Origin of the sequence: Flavobacterium sp. C4GT6 (assembly GCF_036347315.1) — a bacterium.
Taxonomy (GTDB): domain Bacteria; phylum Bacteroidota; class Bacteroidia; order Flavobacteriales; family Flavobacteriaceae; genus Flavobacterium.
The window spans coordinates 33,092-57,242 of record NZ_JAZGZU010000020.1; the positions used below are offsets into that span (position 1 = coordinate 33,092).

The 24,151-nt window shown below is 37.5% G+C and carries 17 protein-coding genes; 4 read left to right on the plus strand and 13 right to left on the minus strand.

Annotated features, from left to right (window positions below; translation table 11 throughout):
* Positions 1–68: 68 nt before the first annotated feature.
* Positions 69–998 (plus strand): helix-turn-helix domain-containing protein, encoded by a 930-nt coding sequence (locus tag V3Z67_RS17030; RefSeq protein ID WP_330444459.1) that lies wholly within the window; start codon positions 69–71, stop codon positions 996–998.
* On the opposite strand, the gene V3Z67_RS17035 is transcribed toward V3Z67_RS17030, so the two are convergent.
* The 7 genes from V3Z67_RS17035 to V3Z67_RS17065 form a co-directional block, all read right to left on the minus strand.
* Complete coding sequence (locus V3Z67_RS17035; protein WP_330444460.1) at positions 995–2,788, minus strand: hypothetical protein; 1,794 nt, start codon at positions 2,786–2,788, stop codon at positions 995–997. The two genes, V3Z67_RS17030 and V3Z67_RS17035, sit on opposite strands and share 4 nt — an antisense overlap.
* Before the next feature lie 128 nt (positions 2,789–2,916).
* Complete coding sequence (locus tag V3Z67_RS17040) at positions 2,917–4,242, minus strand: TolC family protein (RefSeq protein WP_330444461.1); 1,326 nt, start codon at positions 4,240–4,242, stop codon at positions 2,917–2,919.
* Positions 4,243–4,316: 74 nt separating this feature from the next.
* Positions 4,317–6,743, minus strand: a complete 2,427-nt coding sequence (locus V3Z67_RS17045) for an ABC transporter permease (protein WP_330444462.1) — start codon at positions 6,741–6,743, stop codon at positions 4,317–4,319.
* A 2-nt stretch (positions 6,744–6,745) separates the two neighbouring features.
* A complete protein-coding gene (locus V3Z67_RS17050; RefSeq protein WP_330444463.1) occupies positions 6,746–9,160 on the minus strand; it encodes an ABC transporter permease in 2,415 nt (804 codons plus the stop codon).
* Between the two features lie 48 nt (positions 9,161–9,208).
* Positions 9,209–9,913 (minus strand): ABC transporter ATP-binding protein, encoded by a 705-nt coding sequence (locus tag V3Z67_RS17055; RefSeq protein ID WP_330444464.1) that lies wholly within the window; start codon positions 9,911–9,913, stop codon positions 9,209–9,211.
* 18 nt (positions 9,914–9,931) lie between these two features.
* The gene (locus tag V3Z67_RS17060; protein ID WP_330444465.1) at positions 9,932–11,377 is read right to left on the minus strand and encodes a S41 family peptidase; all 1,446 of its coding nucleotides are present in this window, start codon (positions 11,375–11,377) and stop codon (positions 9,932–9,934) included.
* 69 nt (positions 11,378–11,446) lie between these two features.
* Positions 11,447–12,685, minus strand: a complete 1,239-nt coding sequence (locus V3Z67_RS17065) for an efflux RND transporter periplasmic adaptor subunit (RefSeq protein WP_330444466.1) — start codon at positions 12,683–12,685, stop codon at positions 11,447–11,449.
* Positions 12,686–12,829: 144 nt separating this feature from the next.
* On the opposite strand from V3Z67_RS17065, the gene V3Z67_RS17070 reads away from it, so the two are divergent.
* Genes V3Z67_RS17070 through V3Z67_RS17080 form a run of 3 tightly spaced genes read left to right on the plus strand, consistent with a single transcriptional unit; the run spans position 12,830 to position 15,971 of the window.
* On the plus strand, positions 12,830–14,176 hold the full coding sequence (locus V3Z67_RS17070; RefSeq protein WP_330444467.1) for a sigma-54-dependent transcriptional regulator: 1,347 nt from the start codon (positions 12,830–12,832) through the stop codon (positions 14,174–14,176).
* A gap of 3 nt (positions 14,177–14,179) precedes the next feature.
* Entirely contained in the window at positions 14,180–15,505 is a 1,326-nt protein-coding gene (locus V3Z67_RS17075) for a sensor histidine kinase (protein ID WP_330444468.1), read from the plus strand.
* Positions 15,506–15,518: 13 nt separating this feature from the next.
* Positions 15,519–15,971 carry a hypothetical protein gene (locus V3Z67_RS17080; RefSeq protein WP_330444469.1) on the plus strand — a complete coding sequence of 151 codons (453 nt, stop codon included), beginning with the start codon at positions 15,519–15,521 and terminating at the stop codon, positions 15,969–15,971.
* A 61-nt stretch (positions 15,972–16,032) separates the two neighbouring features.
* Here V3Z67_RS17080 and V3Z67_RS17085 read toward each other — a convergent pair whose 3' ends face one another.
* The 6 genes from V3Z67_RS17085 to dcuC are packed head-to-tail and all read right to left on the minus strand — an operon-like array spanning position 16,033 to position 24,139.
* Positions 16,033–17,514, minus strand: coding sequence for an SLC13 family permease (locus V3Z67_RS17085; protein ID WP_330444470.1), 1,482 nt, complete (start codon positions 17,512–17,514; stop codon positions 16,033–16,035).
* A gap of 25 nt (positions 17,515–17,539) precedes the next feature.
* Positions 17,540–18,757 carry a porin gene (locus V3Z67_RS17090; protein ID WP_330444471.1) on the minus strand — a complete coding sequence of 406 codons (1,218 nt, stop codon included), beginning with the start codon at positions 18,755–18,757 and terminating at the stop codon, positions 17,540–17,542.
* 14 nt (positions 18,758–18,771) lie between these two features.
* The gene (locus V3Z67_RS17095) at positions 18,772–20,313 is read right to left on the minus strand and encodes a M14 family zinc carboxypeptidase (protein ID WP_330444472.1); all 1,542 of its coding nucleotides are present in this window, start codon (positions 20,311–20,313) and stop codon (positions 18,772–18,774) included.
* 10 nt (positions 20,314–20,323) lie between these two features.
* Entirely contained in the window at positions 20,324–21,625 is a 1,302-nt protein-coding gene (locus V3Z67_RS17100; protein WP_330444473.1) for a porin, read from the minus strand.
* Positions 21,626–21,631: 6 nt separating this feature from the next.
* The gene (gene iadA / locus V3Z67_RS17105; RefSeq protein ID WP_330444474.1) at positions 21,632–22,777 is read right to left on the minus strand and encodes a beta-aspartyl-peptidase; all 1,146 of its coding nucleotides are present in this window, start codon (positions 22,775–22,777) and stop codon (positions 21,632–21,634) included.
* 3 nt (positions 22,778–22,780) lie between these two features.
* A complete protein-coding gene (dcuC, locus tag V3Z67_RS17110; RefSeq protein WP_330444475.1) occupies positions 22,781–24,139 on the minus strand; it encodes a C4-dicarboxylate transporter DcuC in 1,359 nt (452 codons plus the stop codon).
* Between the last annotated feature and the right edge of the window lie 12 nt (positions 24,140–24,151).

The window sequence follows — 24,151 nt, forward strand, 5'->3', positions numbered from 1 at the left end:
CTTGATAATTGATTTTAGATAACCGATATTTGTATAGGTATCGGTCATCTATTTAACTGATTTTAAAAATGAAAAAAGAAGATATTCCACATATTAAGTTCAACTCCATATCTGAAGGGCATAAGTTTTTTGGACTTCCTGCTCCTGCACACCCATTGATAAGTGTTATCAGCAGTACAAACTCATCTCTTGATTTTAGTAAACCGGCAGCTAACCACATTCTTAACTTTTATAAAATATCATACCGCCCAAAATTTAGTAACCGGTTAAAATACGGTCAGCACTATTATGATTTTGATCAGGGCGGACTACTGTTTGCTTCTCCTAATCAGATTATAGGTAAGGAAGACCATGATCCTATGGATATATCAGGCTGTTCATCGCATGTGTTACTTATTCATCCTGATTTTTTGTGGAATTATCCGTTAGCTAAAAAGATAAAGCAATACGGTTTCTTTTCTTATGCTACTAATGAAGCACTACATCTTTCGGAAAGTGAAAGGGACACTATGCTTTCAATATTCAGAATGATTGACGATGAACTTAACAATCGTATTGACGATTTTAGTCAGGATGTTATCATTTCACAAATTGAGCTGTTACTCAACTATGCCAATCGTTTTTATAAACGTCAGTTTATTACCCGTAAGGCTGTAAACAGTGACCTGTTACAACAGCTGGACGATTTACTGAATAATTATTTTAGTAATGATAATCCCTTAAACGAAGGGTTGCCCAGTGTACAGTACCTTGCAGAACAGCTTAACCTATCACCAAACTATCTTAGCGATATGTTGCGTTCCCTAATAGGTCAAACAGCTCAGCAATACATTCACAGTAAGCTTATAGACAGGGCTAAAGAAATACTTTCCACAACCAGCCTAACAGTTAGTGAAATTGCTTATACACTGGGATTTGAACATCCTCAATCGTTTAGTAAACTGTTTAAGTCAAAAACAAACCAATCTCCTTTGGAGTTCAGGAAGTCGTTTAATTAAATAGCGATACTTTCCAGTTCAGCCTTATAACCGTTAAGACTGTTTAAAATTTCCCTTTGTTGTGCTTCAAAACAACTATTATCAATAAATAACTTGCTGTAATAGTTAATTCCGCTTAAAAGATTATCCTTAAAAGTTACCCATTTTTTCATTTGCTTTTCAGATGTTTCAGTCTCTAATAGTAAATGTTCTTTTAGGTAGCTTACATAAAGCTGTAATTCCTTAATAAACATATTAGGTCGGTAACTGTTTTGTAAAACAGATGTATAGCCGTAAATATGCCTTACCATATCAAATAACGAAACTTCCCTGTTAAAGTAGGCCATATTAGGTCCGGGGCAAATTACTACCCCCTGCTCTTCGCCTTTTATATGGATGTTATTCTCCATGTATGCCGGGTTGGCAAGCCCTACGCAAAGGCATGATTTTGCAACAATAGTATCCTGTTTTTGCCTGTACTCGGTTTCTGTAATAGTATCCCTGTACTGCTCCAGTTCAAAAAGCTTACGTTTTTGGTATTTTCTGGATGCTGTACAAATACCCTTTTCATCATACTCGTTATGTAGTGCCAGTAATTTTTTAGGGCACGAACTACCCGCTTTGTTTTGCAATACACGATTGTTTTTAATACACTCGTTAGTTGTTCCCCTAACTGTGTTGAAAGGTACTCCCAACGGAGATATTTCACTTTTATAAAAATCGTTCTCGCCTGCTTCCATTAAAAGTTTTCGGGTAGCAGCATCGGTAGTGGTTGCCTCAGGTACTAAAAGGAAAGGCGATCCCCAGCCTACCGAATCGACCTTGTAATAATCCAGTAAAAACTGATGCTCCTCGGCAGTACCAACACCACCCTGTACTGTTATTTTTACCTCAAGGGGTTCTTTAGGAATAAAAGCCTGCTTTTGTTCCAGTTCCTTAACCCATAATTCATAAACCGGAGATATCAGTTCCTGTTTGCGTTGTTTGAATTCCTCCATAATAGGTCCCAGTAACAATCCGTTTGTAGCAAAAGCGTGCCCACCGCAATTAAGTCCTGATTCAATTCTATACTCGCTTACCCATATCCCTTTTTTGGCAAGAAACTTACTTTGTATTAATGCCGACCTGAAATCACTCACCTTAAGTATAACCTTCTTCTTCAGGTTTCCCTTTTCATCAGGAAAAAAATCAGGGAATTCAGCAAGGTAATTATACAGTGAAGGATTCATCCCTGCCGATAGTACTACTGCCGATTCCAGCTTACTGTGTGCGAAGCCTCTTAAAGCAGCATGGGCATCGTTATAGCATGAAGGCAAAGTGTCATTATCACTGTAATTGGTTTTATCAACCTTAGTCATGATGTTTACATCTATTGCTCCAGGCCTGAAATGTTTATTAAGGAAGCTTCGTATCTCGTTTGTTTGGTCAAACGGACTCGATGCATAGAACTGAAGTCCTTTTTTTAAATCAGATACAGTAGGCAGCATATCAACAAAGTTGCTTAGTGTTTTTTTACTGTTAACTAGTTCTGTACAAAAAGCATCATACTTTTGCTTCACAATTTTGTCTACCGTATTGAGGTAGGCTGTAATACGCTCAGCCCTGTAGTCTGATATTTTTTTTGAGATTTCCTTATACGGAAGCTCAAACTTTTCACTGTAAAAGGCGTGCATTTTTTCGATTAACTCATCGTCTACAATAGAGATAACCGAATCAATACCAAACTGTGCCACCTTAATAGGACTGTCAATAGTATAGGCAAGCCCCATAACAGGAATATGAAAGCTATGCGGTTGTTTTATAGTTGTCATTTTGCAAATAGTTTTATCTGCAAATATTAAATATCGCCATGAGACAAAAACTGATAATTATCATACATGGCTAAATGTTTATATATAAAACATGCTTAATCCCTGTTTTATTCAGTAAAACTGATATTTTAAAAAGTATTAAACTGTAAAAATTTCAGTTTATAGCCTATATATTGTACTGTATACTTTGCTTTTAGCAGATTATATTCTGCCATAAGTAACTGGTTTTTTGAGGAGGTAAATACTATGGCTTCCACCAGCCCACTACTAAATTTAGATTGTGTTGTAGTAAACGATTTTTCGGCATATTGCTTTGTGTTTTCAAGCTTTTGTACCAGTTGTTTATTTTGCTGTTGTTTAGCTTTTTCCTGCTCTATGGTTTGGCTTAGTTTAATTTTTTCCTGCTCGCTTTCCACCTGTCTTTTCATATACTCAATTTTTGCAAGCTGTACATCCCTACTGGTTCGCAAACCGTTAAATATAGGTACGTTTAACTGCATGCCTATGTAATGGTTTTTATTGTCGTTAAGCTGTGTCCAGAAAGGGTTTACCTGTTGTCCTCCCGGCTGATTAAGCGGCAGGTAATAAAATGAGGAATAGCTGTAATAGGCGCTTAAAACCGGTAAATAATTGTTTTTCCTCATGGTAATTTCCTTACGGGCAACCTCCATAGCCAACTCTCTTGACTCTATAGCCGGATAGTTTTTAAGAGCATTTTCAAAGGCATTGGTTTCACTCTCATCAGTAAGCACAACCTCATCGGCTTTAGCCAGTAAAATATCATCAGGGTTTGTATTTTCAACATTCATAAGCTGTAACAGGGTAAGCTTTTGGTTATACAGCAATTGCTTTGTTTCAAGTATATTATTTTCTTCCTGCGAATAGCTCACCTGCATATCATACAAATCACTGTTTGGCCTGTTGCCCAACTCTACTTCCTTTTCTACTCTTTTAAGGTTGAACTTTGCGTTTTCAAACTGATCTAACTGAATTTTAAGCAGCTCCTGAGTATATAGTACATTAAAATAGTTTTCCAGTATTGACAGCGAATATTCGGCTTGTGTGGCTTCTTTGTCTGCCTTTGCTTTAAGTACTGCTATCTTATTGCGTCTTGCTGTGGTAAACACATTAAAATCAAGCAGATTCATACTGGCATTTAGCGAAAAATTATCTGACTGTATATTAGAACTCACCCTGTTATTAGTAGCCGGGTCAATAGTAGAACCGATACTGTAGTTATGGCTTGCCGAAAAATCAACCTTTGGTAAATACTCCAGTAAAGGACTGCGATGTGTAGTTTCGGCACTTAATACCTCTAACTGACTTAACTGAAAATCAAGACTGTTTTCTTTACCTGTTTCCAGGCATTGCTGCAAGGTCCATACCTGCTGTTGGGCAAACAAAGGCATTGCTATAACTAAAACTAATATATATAAAAAGGATTTACCTTTCATAGCATGATTCTTTTAACAGCCAGTAGGGATTGCGCTCCCTACAGGCTGTTTATTATTAACTAACTTTAAAGATATTATTCGTACTTCAGGTATTTAAGTATCTCTGCCCTTGTAGCGGCATAAGCTCTTATCAATACAACTGTGAGTGTTAAGCCCATGAGTGATAAGAAGCCTACTACAAACGGTTGCCATGAAACTTCTATCCTGTAAACAAAATTTTCAAGCCATTTGTTAAGTAGCATCCATACGGGAATTGTTGCTATAACAAATCCTATAACACAAAATAGTACATATTGCCTGGACAGGTCTTTAAGTAATGTACCCGTTTCTGCACCCAGTGTTTTACGTATAGCTATTTCCTTCATCCTTCGTTGTATACTGTAAGACGAGAGGGCAAACAACCCAAATAAAGCTATAAGTATAACCACTACATTAAGCAGGGAAAACACATTGCGCTGCCTTACATAATCTTCATACGTACGGGCAAAATTTTTATCTACAAAATCATAACCGAAAGGAAAATCGGGATCAACCTTTTCTTTCCATAGCTTCTCAACACCTGCAATGACCGACTCCATTTGCTCAGGATTTGCTTTTATATAAATCTCATGGCAGTTTTGCAGTTCCCACGTTTTTACGTTATAGTGAAACAGCATCATAGGTAATATTTTCTCGGCAGGACCAAACATGTGGAAATCCTGTACCACACCTACAACTTTAAGTTTGCTGTCATTATAATTAATAACTTTATTAACCGGATCAGTTATTTTTAGCATCTTAACTGCTGTTTCATTAAGGATAACCGAATCTATAGTATCTGAAGCGATGCGTGGAGATAAATCCCTGCCCTCAAGAAACTTAAAACGGAGTATTTCGGGTAGGCCAAAGTCCATAGCCATAAGCTGCATAGAAACCGTTGTACCCTGATAAGAAACCGAAGACTGTAATACACTTCCGCCTCCTATTTTTACAGTACTAACAGATACCTGTTCAATCCCTTTTATATTTTTAAGCTGCTCTTTTGTACTCTCGTAACGGTTTAATAGCTTTTCCATATATCCCTTATCGTTAAAATCGTAAGGATTTCTGTAATACACATCTAAAACCTGCTCTCCTTTAAACCCTAAGTCTTTTGTAGTAATATATTTTATTTGCTGATGTACTATATATGAGCCTATTACAAAAAAGAAAGCCACCGCAAACTGAACTACCAGCATTCCGTTTCGTAACCATATCCCCTTTTTACTTCTGGAAAAATTTCCTTTAAGTACTTTTACAGCCTCAAACTTTGCCACATAAATAGCCGGAAATATTCCTGCCAATACTATCACAACTATAAACAGTAAAGCAAGATCTATGTAAAAATCACTTTCGTTTATAACCAGATTTTTAGCTAAAAAGCTGTTATAATATGGCAGTGAAACCTCAACAATTACCAAGGCTAGTAATATGGAAAATAGCGTAGTAATAACCGTTTCAAAAATAAACTGCTTAACAATATTCTTTTTTGAAGCTCCCAGTATTTTTCGTACCCCTACTTCCTTAGCTCTCTTAATAGCATTTGCCGTAGCAAGGTTTATATAGTTTACTATTGATATTACCAATATGAGTATGGAAAGTCCCATCATGATTAGCAATAACTGATAGTTGCCCCTGCCTTCCGGCACATCTGAAACTCTGGATTTTAACCTTAAATCTCTTAAAGGCTCCAGGTATACTTTTGTTCTTCCGTAACGTTCTAAATACTCTTCTTCACTAATACCCGATTCGGCTATGGATTTTTTTACTGTATTGTTATAGTAAAGCGTATCTATTTGTTTTGAAACAAAAGCAGCATCCTCAGGATTTTTAAGCTTTAAAAGCAAATTGTAACCGAAAAAACCCCATCGATCCTGGTTCTCATCAAGATCTTTATCTATTAAATTTATAACAGCCTCAGGCTCATAAGACGATTTCCCGTCTATCCTGTAAACACCTTTTATGGTAAATACTTTATCCATATAAGTTACCTGCTTATTGATAGGGTCCTGACTACCAAAAATCCTTTTGGCAGTTGGTTCAGAAATAGCCATAGTGGTTGGGCTTAAAGCTGTTTCGGCACTACCTTTAATAAAGGTAAAAGGTAAGAAACTGAAAAAGTTTCTTTGTGCATCAGTAATCTTATCAAGCATTGTTTTTTTACCCTCATAGATTACCACATTATTGTTATACCATCCTTCAACATAACAATACTCCTCCACCTGTGGTACAGATGCCCCCAAAGCCCTGCCAAGCGGCACCGAGCTTGAACCCCACAGCATATCTTCCCCCACATCAGACACCGTATAAAATACATTATCCTTGTTAGGGTTCCATGCATTATAGCTATACTCATCGTTACTGTACAGTAATGCAAAAACAAGTCCGGCGATACCCAGGCTAAGCCCCAGTATATTAAGTGCTGTAAAAAGCTTGTTATGCCTAATGTTATACAGGTATATTTTTATCCAGTTTTTCAGCATAACTATTCGTATTTAAGGTATTTAAGAATATTAACCCTCGTAGCGGCATACGCTCTGGATAGTACTACAACAAGTGTAAGTATCATCAATACTATAAAGCCTATAATAAAAGGTACAAACGAAACATCTACCCTGTAAGCAAAATTTTCAAGCCACTTGTTAAGTAATATCCATGCTGGGACAGTTGCCAGAATAAAACCCGCAACACAAAACAGTATATACTGTTTAGACAGTTCTCTAAGCAGCACTTTAGTCTCTGCCCCTAGAGTTTTACGTATGGCAATATCTTTCATTTTGCGTTGTATACTATAGGAAGCCAGTGCAAACAATCCGAATAGTGCGATAAGTATAACCACACCGTTTAGAAGAGAAAACAGATTTTTTTGATTTACATATTCCTGATAGCTTCTTTGATATTTTTTGTTTACAAACTCATAGCCGAAAGGATATTCTGTATCTACCTTAGAAACCCAAAACTTTTCTATGTCTTCTAAAGCCGAACCCATTTCATCTGCCGATATTTTTACATAGACCTTATCCAAATTATAAGTCATCCAGTCAATGGTCTTAAAATGGAAGAAGGACATAGGTGGTATTTCATTTTGAGGTCCGTTTAAATGAAAATCCTTTACAACACCAACAACATGAAGCTTTTCACCATTCCAGTCAATAGTTTTTCCAATAGGATCTTTTTCCTTCATCAATTTCATTGCCGTTTCATTTATCATCATTCCGTTTATAGTATCTGACGAAAACTTATCTGACAGTGCCCTTCCCTTAGCCATTTTAATTTGCATCATTTCAAGGAAACCAAAATCAGCCGCCATGTTTTGAGCTTGTATACGTTGATCTTTATAAGTAAAACCCGAAGAAGAACCAGCTCCCCCACCCAAAGAGAATGCTGTAGCTGCTACGGCCTGTACTCCTTTAATTTTACTTAGTTCCTGCTTAACAATAGTATAGTTATTAAACATTATCGCCGGGTCATCATTGTAAGGTCTTCTGTAGTAAATTTCTATAACCTGATCTCCTTTAAATCCCAAATCTTTATTACTCATATAATCTACCTGCTGATGAACGATATAGGAACCTATTATAAAAAAGGCTGCGATGGCAAACTGTAGTACCAACATACCATTACGTAACCATACTCCGTTTTTACTTCTCCCAAAATTCCCTCTAAGTACTTTTAGAGTATTAAAATTAGAAACGTATATTGCCGGCAACATACCTGCCATAAAAACCACTACAAAAAATATTACTATAAGCTGAAGATAAAACTGACCGCTACTTATAACCAGTGATTTATTAAGGAAATCATTATAATAAGGCAGTGATAGCTCTACAATTACAAGAGCCAGTACAATTGCCATTATTGTAACCATTACCGTTTCAAAAATAAACTGCTTAACTATGTTTTTCTTTGTGGCGCCCAGTATTTTGCGTACACCTACCTCCTTAGCTCTTTTAATAGCATTTGCCGTAGCAAGGTTTACGTAGTTTACTATTGAAAGTATTAAAATTAGTACAGAAAGGCCAAGCATAATAAGCATAAACTGATAGTTACCCTGCCCTTCTGGTGTATCTTCTACCGGAGAATGAAGACGGCTGTTAGCCAAAGAGGTCAGTTTTATTTTGATTGTGCCGTTTGTTTTAATGTACTCATCAACCGAAAGCCCTTCTTCTTTAGCGTAAAGCTTTGTTCTGTAATCAAGATAGATGTTTTCAACCGCTTCCCTGGCTTTATCAGCATCTTCAGATGATTTGGTTTTCAGCATCAGCCCGAAGTTAAAATTACCCCATCCGTCCTCATTACCTTTAAGCCTTGTTCCTTCTATTAAATTAGTAATCGCATCAGGATCAAAGGATGATTTTCCGGGTATTTTATACACTCCTCTTACAACAAGTTTCCTACCTGAATACGTAACTTCCTTTCCTATAGGATCTTCCTTTCCAAAAAGCGACTGGGCTGTTTTCTCTTCCAGTACAATACTGTTTACATCGGGAAATGCATTATTAATATCTCCTTTTACAAATTGAAACGGACAGAAATCAAAGAAATTCTTTTGGGCATCCAGTATATTTATCTGTTGTTTTTTTTCTCCGTAATGTACCAGCTCATAGTAATACCAGTTATTGAAATAACAAAACTCCTCTATTGACGGTTCGTCTTTCATGTATTTTGCCAACGGGTATACACTGTAAGGCCAAACTATATCGTTACCCAAATGGGTTGCAACGGTAAACACAGTATCTTTTTCAGGATTCCACTGGTTATAACTATGCTCCTCATTCCAGTACAATATGGCAAATATAAGTGCGGCTATACCAATACTTAACCCCAACGTATTAAGGGCTGTGAAGAACTTATTCTTCCTTGCATTGTATAAAAATATTTTTAGCCAGTTTTTTAACATGGTGATTGGTTTTAATTGATTTTGACTGATGATTGACTCCTGTTGTTCTTAGTTAGATATAAGAACATCTACATTCCTGTTGTTTAGTTTCTCCTTGAGTATCATACCGTCTTTCATATAGATTGTTTTTTGAGAGAATGAAGCATCATATTCAGAGTGCGTAACCATAAGTATTGTTGCTCCGTTAGCGTGTAAATCTGTTAACAGCTCCATTACTTCGTTACCGTTTTTACTGTCCAGATTACCTGTAGGCTCATCGGCAAGAATTATTTTAGGATTATTCACCAGCGCCCTTGCTACGGCAGCTCTTTGCTGCTGCCCTCCCGATAACTGTTGCGGATAATGCTTTAACCTGTGTGAAATACCCAAACGCTCTGCAATTTCCTCAACCCTTTTTTTCCTTTCGCCCGACGGAACATTGTTGTAAATAAGTGGTAGTTCTATGTTATCATAAACTGAAAGCTCATCTATCAAGTTGAAATTTTGGAATACAAAACCTATGTTTTCCTTTCTTACTTTAGCCTTTTCACTTTCGCTAAGTCCATTTATTTCCTTGTCCAGCAGTTTGTAACTTCCGCCCGATGCGCTGTCTAACAGTCCCACTATATTAAGCAGTGTTGACTTACCACAGCCCGATGCCCCCATAATAGTAACAAACTCGCCCTTTTTAACTTCGATAGATATATCGTTTAATGCTTTTGTTTCAACTTCTTCAGTTCTGAATACTTTTGAAAGGTTTTCTATTTTGATCATGATTGTATTTTTTGTTGGTTATTTATTTCTACTAAAACTGTCTTGTGCATATTGTACCCATTCAGACTGGGGGATTTCATTATCCAGATAATAATCAGGTAAAATACCTTTACCATCAATTGCCATATCAGGTATTCGATAACTTTTAGACAGGCAGTACCCCAGCTTTAGATCTCCTGAAGGAGATATCGCATAATACATATTTGAGATGTCTAGTACTCCTGCCGTAGTTGTACCAAACAGTTTGGTTTTACTACTTTGTTTTGCGGCCAGCAAAAACTGTTCGCTTGTACTGCCATTGCCTTTATTTATTAGTATTCCTACATTTTTAGGATAACTGTATACAGTATCAAGTTCCTGTATATAGACCTTTTTATCGCCAAGATTTACAAATTTGCCAAGGTTACCATTAAGTACTTTTAAAGATTTCTGTAGTTCTTTTTTATCTTCTTTTGTTAAATCAGGATTATCCATATAACTTTCCATACGCTTGTTATTAAGTGGGGTGGAAAGTAACTCCATACCAACAATACGAATTGGGTTAGTATATAAATAGGGTATGATTTCACTGTAGCTGCCATCAGATCCTCCTCCGTTATTTCGTATATCTATTATAAGGTTTGGGGTTGATATGATTTTATCATGATTAGCTACTATTACACTGTCAATCTCCCTTTTATAACCATTTGAAAATGAAGGTATGCGTAACACTATGGTAGAGTCAGAATATTGTTGTACTAAAGGCTTGTCAGCCTTAATAAGCTCCAGGTAACTTTTTATTTGTTTAGTATCTTTAAACCTGGGGGTTTCTCTTTCAAGAAAAATACCGTCAAACTGTAAAGTATTCTCCCCTAACTGTATAATATCATTAAGCTTATATCCGTTATAATTTCTCAAATAAAAAGTACCTTCATATTTATTAGGTTTAGTGACATCCAACTTAAACTTCACCTCATACTTTTGCCATGGAGTATTACCTCCGTCAAGTATAAAACCGGTATATCCTGATTTTGTTTTAATAACACCTATTTTATAAGGATCTGTTTTCCAAATTCCATCAAAAGATTCAAGTTTTCCTTTAGAAAGGTATTTATTAAACTCTTCTTCAGTAATAGGATACTTTTCCCAGTTCTCATTATTATTTATAGTCGTCTCTGTTACTTCATTACTGCTTTGAATTATATCAATATAAAAATGTCCTTTTCTGAAAAAAGTCAACCAGTCATAAATAACATCTGCACATTCACTCAGGTCTGTTATTTCTTTTACTTTACTTTCATAAAGTTCGTTATGCTTTTTATAAGCCTCTTCTCCTTTAATGCTTAAGGCATAATGAAATCCTGCATCATTTTCTTCAAAGGTCTTTTTTACCCATTTAAAATTTTCTTCACAGTTACAGTTCTGCGCAAAAGCACTTGAATATGATATAATTACAACTAAAAGGCTAAACAAAATGTGTTTCATAAGTTAATTAATTGGTTGATTAATTTTTATTCTGATGATGACTGAACCCACGGTTCTGTATTTATAACTTTATTCCAAATTTAAAATTTCCACATCGGTATAATCAACATAGTTTGATGTTATTACCCTATCGCCTTCTTTTAGGCCTCCCAGTACCTCATGATAAACCGGGTTTTCCCTTCCCAGTTTTATTTCACGCTTTTCGGCCTTATTGCCGTTTACCACAAATATCCATTTACCAGATGTTTCCTCTGTAAATCTGCCTTTAGGCATTACCAGCGTTTTTTCCTTTTCAGAAAGCATTAATCTAACCCCAAAGCTTAATCCCTGCTGTAATTTCAGTTCCTTGTCGGCAGCAAAATTTAGCTCTACAATAAAACGACCGTTAATAATCTCTGGGATTACCTTGGTAACTACCACATCTATCATTTCACCCTTATGGTCTATTTTTCCTTTTTGGTTTACTGTTACCCTTTGCAGATAAAATTCATCTACCTCGGCTACCAGTTTATATCCGTTCATTACATCTATCTTACCTATATTATCACCACTCTGGTAGTTTTTACCCAATACGGGCTCAAAAGAGGTAAGCCGACCGGCAAGCGGAGCCGTTACCAAAAAGTGTTTTTTGTTCTCCCTTAAAATATCAAGACTTTTATACATAATAGCCTGCGATTGGGATATTTGTGCTATCTGTATCTGGTTGGCCTGTTTTTCCTTTTGTATACTTTGCTGTATTATGTTTTTACGTTCCTTTTGAAACCTGAAGTTTTCCTGTGTTTTTTCCCATTCATTTTTAGAAAGTATCTCTTCACTGTAAAGCTTTTCATGCAGGTCGTACTGATTTTTGGCATCCTGAAAATCGTGGTCTATCGCTATAAGATCTTTTGCCATGCTCAGCTCCTGATTGCGCAGGTCAAGCTTTGCTTTGCTAAGGTTATTTATCTGTTCTATTATTGAGGTTTCCTGTGTAACATAGTTCAGTTCGGTATTAGGATTATAAAGCCTTGCAAGCGGTTCACCTTTTTCTACCATATCACCGTTCTCAACAAATATTTCCTGTACAGCTCCGCCTTCAATCACATTAAGCAGCATGGAGTTTAACGGCTCTACCTTTGCCTGAAAAACAATAAAGTCTTCAAAATAGTCTTTCTCTACTGTCTTAATGGTTATTTCACTTTTTGTCACGGTAAGGCTTCTTTTCTTGGTTACGGCAGCATACACAAAGTATCCCAACAGTAAAAAAGCGGGAACTGCTAATAGCAGATATTTATTTTTTTTATTTTTACGGTTAATGATGGTGTCCATGTTTAAGTTCGTTTGGCATATATAAGTACAATTTCGTGCCACGCATTTAAAATTCACAACCAACTATAAACCAGCTAAATAAAAAAAACTCAATAAACAATACTGTCCGATATCGAACAGTATTTGTCCGAAACCGCACAATCAATGAAAAAAACGCATGCCAACATCTTAGTTATTGATGATAAGGAAGACATACTTTTTGCCGCTAAAATGGTTTTAAAAAAACATTTTCAACAAATTTTTACGCTAAACGACCCTAAAAAGGCTGTTGAGGTATTGGCAGAAAATCAAATTGATGTAGTGCTTTTGGACATGAATTACCGTATTGGTTTTGAAGACGGACGCGAAGGCATATACCTGCTTAAAGAAATAAAAACCTTCTCCCCTAAAACAGTTATGATACTCATGACAGCCTTTGGGAAAGTAGAAACCGCTGTTGAAGGACTAAAACTGGGGGCTTTTGACTATTTATTAAAACCCTGGGATAACAACAAACTGGTTGAAGTTGTAAAAGCTGCCGTTACCGAAAGCCGTAAAGAAAGAAAACAGGAAGCTGTCAAACCAGATAAAGACAACTATTTTGTAGGAGAGTCGGTTGCCATTAAAAAAGCTTATTCACTCGCCGACAAAGTTGCCAAAACCGATGCAAATGTATTAATATTGGGAGAAAACGGTACCGGTAAATATGTTATGGCAAACCATATACACCAAAAATCGCCAAGAGCTACAAAACCATTTATAAATGTGGATTTAGGTGCGCTTAACGAAAATATATTTGAAAGTGAATTGTTTGGTTACGCCAAAGGTGCTTTTACCGATGCCAAAACCGATACTGCGGGTCGGTTTGAAATGGCACACAATGGTACCATATTTCTTGATGAAATTGGTAACATTCCCTTACACCTGCAATCAAAACTATTACAGGTTATACAAAACAAACAGGTTACTAGGCTTGGTGAGGCAAAACCCCGAGCTGTAGACGTTAGGATTATTACTGCTACTAATGCCGACCTGAAAGAGGAAGTAGCCTCAAAACTGTTTAGGGAAGATTTGTACTATCGTATCAATACTATGGAAATAGTATTACCTCCGCTAAGAGAGCGTACTGAAGACCTGATTGACCTGGCTTCTTTTCTATTAAATAAAATGGAAACCAAGTATGACAGGACAAACCTTAGTTTCTCTAAAACAGCTTTAGAACAAATTGAAAAACACGCCTGGAACGGTAACATCAGGGAAATGGAAAACCGTATAGAGCGTGCTGTTATATTATGTGAGGAAAATGAAATTACGGCTACCGACCTCGATTTAGAGGAAGTGGCAGAAGTTGATAGTACACAGGACACGCAACTGTCTGATATGGAAAAAACAGCCATAGAGCGTGCCCTGCAAAAGCACAATAACAACATTAGTAAAACTGCCGAGGAACTGGGACTCTCAAGAGCTGCTCTCTACCGCAGGATAGATAAGTATGAATTAGGTAAAAAATAAGGTATGAAATCACTAAAACTTTATCAGCTCTTTTTTCTTCGCCTAATCTTTATAATGATTTCAGGCGGACTTGGAGTTTATGCTCTTGCTAAAGGACTTCCCTATTCGGCTATATTCTGTATAATAGTTTGTGTACTGCTAATGGCAGAGCTGTTTTATTTTATTAGAAATACCTATCTGTTTTACGATAAAACCATCACAGCCATACTTAGTGACGACTTCTCGGCCGATTTTTCAAGGCACAGCGATTTTGAGAACTATAAAAATTTGTTTAAGCTATATGATACCCTTAAGGCACGACAACACGAACAGCTTACAAAAGACTTGGTATACCGTTCTATTTTAAACAACATTGAAACCGGAGTAATTATACTCAACAAAACCAATGAGGAATGGAGTGTATTCCTCATGAATGATTATTTCTCACAACATTTCCAAACACCACGAGTATCACATTGGAAATATCTCAAAAAACAGCTCCCTGCATTATGCGCTATCATTGAGGAAAGAAAGTTTGAAGATTTTAGAGTATCAGCACAAATACGGATAGACGATGAGGAAAGCCAAACCTACATGCTGCAAACCTCCAAGTCGGTTACCTTTGGACAGGAGTATTATATCATTCTTTTAGACTCTATTCAAAAGGTAGTAGCTAAAAAGGAAAAAGATGCCTGGATTAACCTGATGAAGGTTATTTCACACGAGCTGATGAACTCCATTACTCCTATACGTTCGCTAACTCAAAACCTTAATGAACTGGCACAACAGGAAACGCTTTCTGAAGAAGATATGAATGATATAAGGGAGAGTGTAAATACCATGATACACCGTAGTGACCACCTCCAAAACTTTATAGAAAGCTACAGGAAACTGGCAATGCTACCTTCTCCTAACAAAGAAAGAACCGAACTTACAAAGCTTGTAAACGATACCCTTTTAGTAATGACACCCCTACTAAAAAAAGCAGGTATTACCATTAATAATGAAATTGCCGAAACCTATTGGTTAATGGTCGATGCCAACCAAATGGAACAGGTATTTATCAATTTGCTTACTAATAGCATGTATGCGCTGGAGGGCAGGCAAAATAAAATAATAACCCTTACGGCTGAAGTAAGACAGGAGCGCACTTTTATTACCATATCTGACACCGGACTGGGCGTTGATAAGGAAATAGAAGACAAGATATTCCTTCCCTTTTTTACCACCCGTAAAGACGGTGCCGGTATAGGGCTAACACTATCAAAAAACATTGTAGATGCTCACGGAGGTTATTTAAATTACAAGAGTAGTAACGAGGGAAGCTCCTTCACTATTTGCCTTATATAATATAACTCTACACATGCAAAAACATTTAAAACGAATAATAGTATGTATTGCTTTTGTTCTGTTATTATTTACAGGATGCAAAAAAGGCAATAATGATACTGATAAACCTTCGCGTTACATTGCCGAAAACGGTAAGCTAAAAGGTATTTTAGATCTTAATATTGTGGGTACAGAATTTTATGGCCGATATGAAATTATTAATGGTGTAAACGGTTCGGACATTGGGCAGGTTAGAGGAAAAATTAAAGGTGATACCCTTATTGGCAACTATTATTATAAGCCCTGGGCAGGAACCAATAAAAAAAGGGTTCCCATTGCTCTTTTAAAAAAGGATGGCTATTTACTGGAAGGCAAAGGTGTTGTGGTAGAGTTTGTCAATATTCCGCATTTTAGCCCTGATATTCCCTTAGACTTCAGCAATCCAAGATTTGTATTTATGCCTGTAACAGATACAATATCACATTAAAAAATAAACCCGGTTATGAATAATCATAAACCGGGTTTTATATATTGTTTCATTGCTTTTGCTATTTGACAAAAATAGCAGGGAAATTTACCGAATCCATTCCCCATATAACCGGAAGCAGGAAGTAAACCATAAGCGTAATTATAAGTATTGAAACGAGATTCATTACAATTCCGCTTTTAACCATATCAGATATTCGTAAATAACCCGAACCAAACACTATAGCATTAGGGGGTGTGGCTACAGGAAGCATAAATGCACACGATGCTGCCAGCGTTACTCCTGTCATTATAAGGTAAGGATGCACATCAAGCGAAAGAGCCATAGGTGCCAACACCGGTAAAATAATAGCTGTAGTAGCCATATTTGAGGTAACCTCGGTTAGGAAATTTACAAGAGTAACCAAAATAAGTATCAACACGAACAGATTTACATTCTCCATGCCTGTCATACGTTCGGCAACCCATTCGGCAAGTCCCGTACTCGAAAAACCTTCTGCCAACGCCATACCTCCACCAAAAAGCAAGATAACACCCCAAGGCAGCTTAACTGTGTCTTCCCAGGTTAACAGGGCCTTTTTGTTTTCTCCTGACGGAATAATGAATAACAATATAGCAGCAGCCATTGCTATAATAGTATCATCTATAGTAGGAATTACCTTTTGAATCAATCCCCTGAAAATCCATGCACAGGCTGTTAGTATGAAAATCACGGAAACACGTTTTTCCTCAAAACTCATTTTTCCCAACTTATTGTAAATCCTGTCTATCTCTTCTCTTCCTCCCGGAAACTCAACCGATTTAAATTTAAAGGAATAAGCCGTTAGGTATTTCCAGCATAGTACAAGTAATAGTATCGAAATAGGAAGCCCAAACTTCATCCACTGAAAAAAACCTATTTTAACATGGTATATTTTTTCCAACACTCCTGCCAATACAAGGTTAGGCGGCGTACCTATTAAAGTAGCTATACCTCCTATAGAGGCGCTGTAGGCTATTCCCAGCATTAATGCCTTACCAAAATAATCTCCCATTTTGTTTCCGGGCGAACCATCCTTAAACTGTTTTACTACTGCCATACCTATAGGCAACATCATTACCGAAGTCGCCGTGTTTGATATCCACATGGATAAAAAAGCTGTGGCAATCATAAAGCCCAGTATAATTTGAGACAGCTTCCCCCCTACATACCGTATAATGGTAAGGGCCATACGCTGATGTAAATTCCAGCGTTCAATGGCTATGGCCAGTATAAAACCTCCCAAGTAGAGGAAAATATATTTATGTCCATAACTGGTTGTGGTAGACTGTAGGTCCAGCACACCAAGTAAAGGAAAAAGTACTATGGGTAATAATGCAGTTGCTGCAATTGGAATGGCCTCGGTTATCCACCAAAAAGCCATCCAAAGTGTAACACATGCCACATGGTAGGCACTTGCATTTAAAGATTGAGGAGGCCCCAGTATTTCCAGAAAAATAAAAAGAAGCGGTCCCATAATTTTAAAAACTATCTTCTTTTCAGAGCCTGATCTAAATAATTTCATAAAGTAAAGTTATCCTTTTTTTGCACTAAAATACTATCTGAAATAGTAATTCTGCCCTTATTTCTTTACTGGTTTTATACTCTATACTCGATAAAGCAGTTTGGATTTTAAGGCTGTTTCCTTTAATGTATTTAGACAATCCTAAAGTATAGGCCTTGGTCTCTTCCATTAGTGAACTGCTATAATCCTTAAACTCAGGTATAAGGTTTGTATAACGTACATCTACAGCATAACCGTTAAGGGTAGCATACCCTAATTGTACATTATAAGCATCACCCAGTACTAACATAGAACTTATTTGCATAGGTTGTAATACCACAGTCCCTGCCTGGTTAATAAATGTTTGTTCTAAACCTGTTGCACTGGTATTGGCATACTCTCCCAATAATGAAAAACCTTGGTATTTTAATAATATATCGGCATACATTTTTCTGTAATCAGGGTACTGTAGTCCGCCGTCTTCGTTATAAAGATCAAAATCACCATGACCCTCACCTACACCATTACTAGCACCATCATTGTAACTTGCAGCACCACCTACTACCATTTTTAAACTTCCTTCGTGTAGTAAATCAGCTGTTGTATTCCGGTTACCTTCCATAAAAAATCCTAACGGATATAAATCAAGACGACCGCCATATTTAAATCCGCCAAAATCAGCATCCCTTGAGTCTGACCCAAAAGAGTTTCTCCCGTCTCCCGAAGTAAGGGCAACCTGAGGTACAAAGCCAAAGTTACCTATACTAAAGGTTCCGTCAAGAAAAACACCAAACTCCCTACCTGTATTGGAAAGTCCTGTACTTAACATACTCCTGCCAGTAAACTGGAACTTATCCTCATTAATGGTCATTTCCCTGTTGTTTAAAAAAGTTCTTTTTTGCCCCACGGTAACGTTTATATTACTTGTTGGGTGATAGGCAACCCATGCATCCAGTAAAGGGTTAGACAGGCTAAAATCGGTTTGGATAAAAAAGCTCACCTTTTCCTTTAACGCTTTACCGCCTACGGTAAAGTAAGCACGGTTCACCTTCATGGTATTTTCGGCATCCTGATGTTCAAATTTACTATAGGTATATCCAGGCTGTATAAAGCCTCCAATATTAAACTGGTAGTTATTGTTGTCAAAGCCAAAATTGAGTCCGCTGCCCTGCTCAAACTTCACTTCGTTTACAGTGCTTACATTATCCTGAGCAGATAGCTTTAAAGCCAGTATAAGCGGTATATATAAAATTATTTTTTTCATGTTGCGTGCTATACTTAAAGTTTAGATTTCATATAACGGTAAATAGGAAGTTCCTCTCCCAGGTTTGTTCTCAATACCCCAAAAGAGATAAAGCTGTTATCTGCTTCGGGTTCCAGTGTTTCAATTGCCAGTCCCTTGTTTTTCTGACTGGTATAAATAATATAAGTTCCGGCAGGGAAGTTTTTGGTTTCGGTTACCTTTTCGGTAGTTACGTACTGTCTGTTCATACCTTCATACTTTCGGGCATCCCTTTTATATTTTACTACTTTGTAGCTTTCCACTTCTATGTCCTGAGTCTCTTTAAGCTGTTGTGCTTCCACACCCAGTACTTTCAGCTTTTCTATAAGTGCGGTATGCTCAGGTAAAATAATGTAGGCTGTAGGCATATCCCTTTTTAATACAGGTTGTGACTTTAAGGCATCACGAAGGTTTACTTCCTCCTTTACTTTTGTGTTACTGGCTATGTCTATAAATTCCAGTTCAGACCTTGAAGCTTCCCTTTTTGACGAAACAACCACATCGTTACCCGACTCTTCCGATTGTTTTAAAATCCTTCTCAGTTCGGTCTTGTTTTCCATAGCTGTATTCATATAGGAAACAGCAATATAGAAAGTAGTCATTATCCTTCTCTTAAAGGAAGTCCTCCCTAAGTCTATACCTCTTACTTCCACAAGGGTAGACACACAGTTGCTTAATGCGTATGAAGTAGCACTTGCCCTTGCATTAACCGATCCCTGATTGAATACCGTGAATCCGTGAACATCGGCAGTAGTATAGTAATCGTGACTTGTTAGGTTATGAGTAGCCAAGATATCTTTAGTGTTTTTGATAAACCCAAACTGCGTAAGGTCTCTTAATTCTTTTGGCACGTTAAGATTACCTGTGTATAAAAGCATTACATCATATGGGTTGGAATACCCAAACTCCCCCATTTCAAGATAATCCTTCCTAAAAGGTTGGAACTCGTGGAAATCAAGCGCTACTTCGGCACCAAAATCAGTAAATGCCTTTTTAAGGTATACACTTTCCTGAACCATAAGTTTGGTTTGGTCCCTGTTAAGATCGAGCCCGTTTGCAGCATATCGGTTCTGTTTGTTATAACCGTCTATGTTTGCCATAGGTATTATACCTATTTCCAGTTGATCAAGATAAGTACTGTATTCACTGTTGTTAAGCAACTGCTCTATTAAGTAAAGTACCCCTTCGCTACTGGCAGGCTCGTTACCGTGAATACCGGCCTGAATCCATACCTTAACCTTATCGTTAACTCCTGATTTCTTGTTGATATGGATATAAGGAATATCTCTCCCTTTCTGGCTTTTGCCAATAAATGTCATCTCTGCAATATCCTTATGGCTATCAACCAGTTTTTGAAGGAAAGGCATCATTTCGTCATACTTGGTAAAGCCTTTCTTTTTATCAAAAGCCGGAGTATTTATCTCCACTTCAAATTCAGGAAAGAACTTTTCGGTCATTTCCTTCTTCTGAGGATTAAAAAGCTGCGCCGAACAAAGCCATGTGCAACTTAATACCAAAATTGTTATTATATTTTTCATCTCCTGATATTTAGAAACTTACTGTAAAAATTAATCTTCCTATCCACTCGTTACCGTTTACCAGCTCACCATCGTTGTTGGTAGCTTCGGGAGCCGTGTCAACATAAGTTATGGAAGCCTGTATCTTGGCTCCATAATTACGCCTCATATACTTGGTTACACCCAGTGTATAGTAGTTAGGCCTTGCATAAAATGCTCCGTTATTAAGGAAAGAATACTTATCGGCTTCAAGGTGAGTGTACCTTCCGTCTACAGACCACAGGTTTTTAAACACATAACCTGCCTGTACATTATACCCCTGCCCCAGCATCATTCTGTTCTTAATGTAGTTCGTTACATCCTGAATCCCATCTACCTCAAAACTTGAAGAAACAGAACCATCGGTACGTACCCTTTGGGTAATACTGTTATCTATATAAGCGTTTGATTTTACAAACTCTCCCAATAAGGAAAAGCCCTGATATTTTAAAAGGAAGTCAATACCAAACTTTTCATAATCAGGTAGTGCCTCATTATTGCTATCATCAAGGTACAATATGGATCCGCTGTTACGGCCTCTCCTACTACTCACTCCGTCATTGTAGCTGTAGTTAACACCAATAAGGATTTTTGGGGTAAGTTCCCTTTGAATATCAGCCTGACGGTATTGTCCAAATTTGTTAAACAACCCGAAAGGAAGGAAGTCCAGCCTACCGCCATATTTAAAACCTCCGTGGTCTTTATCAAAAACATTCATACCGTCACCATTAGTAATGGCAACCGCAGGTTTTAAATACATATCGCCGCCGCTTAACCTGTACGATCCGTTAAAGAACAACCCGAATTCCCTTATGGAAGCAAATACCGAAGTAAGCCTGCTACGCTCAGGTAACTGAAGTGTTTGCGAACCCATGCTAAGCTCAAGGTTATCTGTAGGGGTCATTTTTTGCCCAAAGCTAACCGACCAGTTTTTGGAAAAATCATAGGTAACAAAAGCATCCAGAAGCATATTGTTACTCCCTTCATCGGTATCGGCTTCGGTAGAACCACTAAGATCTACCTGTAACCTATAGCTAAATTTTGTATCTGCCGACTCCCCCGAAAGCCTAAGCCTGAGGCGTCGCATCCTGAACCTGGTATACAGGTCGCTGTCGTTTTCGGCTTTCTTAAACTCGGTATAAGGCTGTACATACCCCTGTAGCCTCATGCTGTACCCACTGTCTCCGCTAAAATTAAGTCCTTCTCCAAAGTTGTATTTATCCAAATGTACCTGGGCAGACATTTTAACGGCACTAAGCAGTAAAACCGTGATTAATAGTATATACTTTTTCATTATCTGTTAGTGTTCAAAATTACCTTTTACAATAATCTCTTTATCAGCCATCATTACCTTGCCTCTGGCAATTACATCTGTCAGCGTCAAATCATCATCTAAAAAGCAGAAATCGGCATCAAACCCTACTCCAATAGTACCTTTTTGCTTTAATGCCAGGTTCTTGGCAGGGTTACTGGTTATTAGTTTTACAGCCTGGTCTATTGGCAGTCCGCCATCTTTTACCAGTGCCCTGAACTGTTCGTAGTTAAGATTAACAGGAGCCTTTTTAAAACCTATAACCTTACCTGTCTCATCTGTTTTACCTAATCCGGCATTACCGTCGCTACTAAAGGTTAACTGGTCTATAGATATACCCTGCTCCAGTGCATACAGTACCGATTTATAAGGATCTGTATACTTAGTACCTCCTGTAGTAATATCAATCATACCACCCAGTTTGGCAAACTCAAGAGACTGATCGAACAGTGATTTTGTTCTCCCTACGTGGGTTGGTGATATGTTTTCTATAGGAAACTCGTATTTCTTTACGATTTCAAGTAGTATGTCTATTTGTGAAGACATCTTCCCTAAGTGAATATGCAGTACTCCCTTTTTACCGGCAATCTGTCCGCCTACCCTTACTTCCCTTAAGTGCTTTAAAAGTTCGTGAGCCGTTGGATAAGACGAGCGTTCATCGCTTATAGCCACCTTACAGCCTATTACCTTATCTATAAACACCATGTCATCCTGTATATTACTGGTAATGGTAACAGGATCTATACTGAAATAACTGGTAAACATATAAGCACTCATCCCCTCATCAGTAAGGGCTTTAGTTTTTGCATAAAGTGTTTTCACGCTACGGGCAGTACCATCGGTACCCAATAGCCCTACCACGGTAGTCGACCCGCAGGCTACAAATTCACCAAGCATAATTTCGGGCGTCATAGAGGCATAGCCATGCTTACCCCCTGCCCCAATTATGTGCACATGCTGATCTATAAACCCCGGGGTAACAACTTTACCCTTAGCATCTATAATCTTTGTGAAAGTTGAATGGGGTTCTATATTATCTTCTATAGCCAGTATTTTCTCTCCTCCTACAAGTATGTCTTTTGTACCTAAGTGCTGGGGAGCATATACGTTAGCATTTTTTATTAGTGTAAGCATATTTTATATGTAATAATAAATTAACATGACTAGTAAAGCCGAAACAAGCGGAATCAAATTGCGTTTTACAATTTCCATTACCTGTACTTTGGCTATTTCTGCTGTAGCAATCATTACTCCTGCCACCGGAGATACGGTTCTTCCCATTGAGGCCGAAAACTGCATAGGCAGTAATATAGTAGTAGTTTTTACCCCAAGCTTTGATGCTATATTAGGGATTAGCGGACCAAAAGCGAAGAAGGCCGCATTACCGCTACCCATAAGCATAGAGGCCAAAAATATCATTACCGCCATAACGATTCCTATACCTATAGCTCCAAAACCAAGGTGCTGGGAAGTATTTATAAGTCCCTCAATAAAGCCAAGGCCTATAAGTCCCTGCGAGAATATATCGGCAGCGATGATAAGGGTTACCACAGTTTTGAATATATCCCCCATGCCCGACCAGAAAATGGTAAGCGATTTCAGTACATCTTTTACCGATTTTTTTCGTATCATTTCAAAAATCAGTGCTACAAAAAGGCTGATAAACATTACCGTAGTAGTGTCTAATACTATTTCATCACCAAAGAAATTGAATATATCCGAAAATAAAATCAGTAGTATTAAAGGCATAATAGGGATTATACCGTAGTATAGCGGAGCAGTAAGTTCGGGTTCCTTAACCTCCACTTCGTGTTGTGCTACATTATTCTTTTTATCATAATACCTGTTTACAAAGTAATAGGTAATCATAAGCGTTAAGTTAAGCGGAATGGCAAGCGGTATCTGTTCCCTTATAAAATAACCTACGGTATCGGTCTCCATAATTGAAGTTGCACTTACCGTAATGGCCGATGCAGGTCCCATACCAAAAGCCGTACAGGCTGTTATTACCGAAACTGCCGATAGCCTTGTTACCCCCAGATTGATAAGGATAGGGAAAACCGAAGCCATTAGTAACAATCCCAAGCCCGCCGCCGACGGGATACATACAAACAGTATCTGCCCTATAGGAATAACCAGTGAAGCAGCTATGTATGGATATTTTTTAAACAGGCCCAATGGTTTTAAAGCTATATATACTAAAGATTTAGATGCGCCTATTTTATCTATATAAGCCACAAAACCACCAATAGCCATTATCATTAACCCAACACCTGCGTTAGTTCCGGCAAACGAATTTCTTACAGCCTTAAAAATGTTGAAACCTATAAAGCCTTTTTTGAACTCCGGGAAGGGATCATACCCCGGTAAAAAGTAGGCTACGGTAAGCATTAATAATCCTGCTATAAGCAATACCGCATGCGGATAGTATTTTTTTAGCAACAGTGTTGCTACCAATACAATAAATACTATTGCTATAATTGGGCCTGTTATCATTGTATACTAACT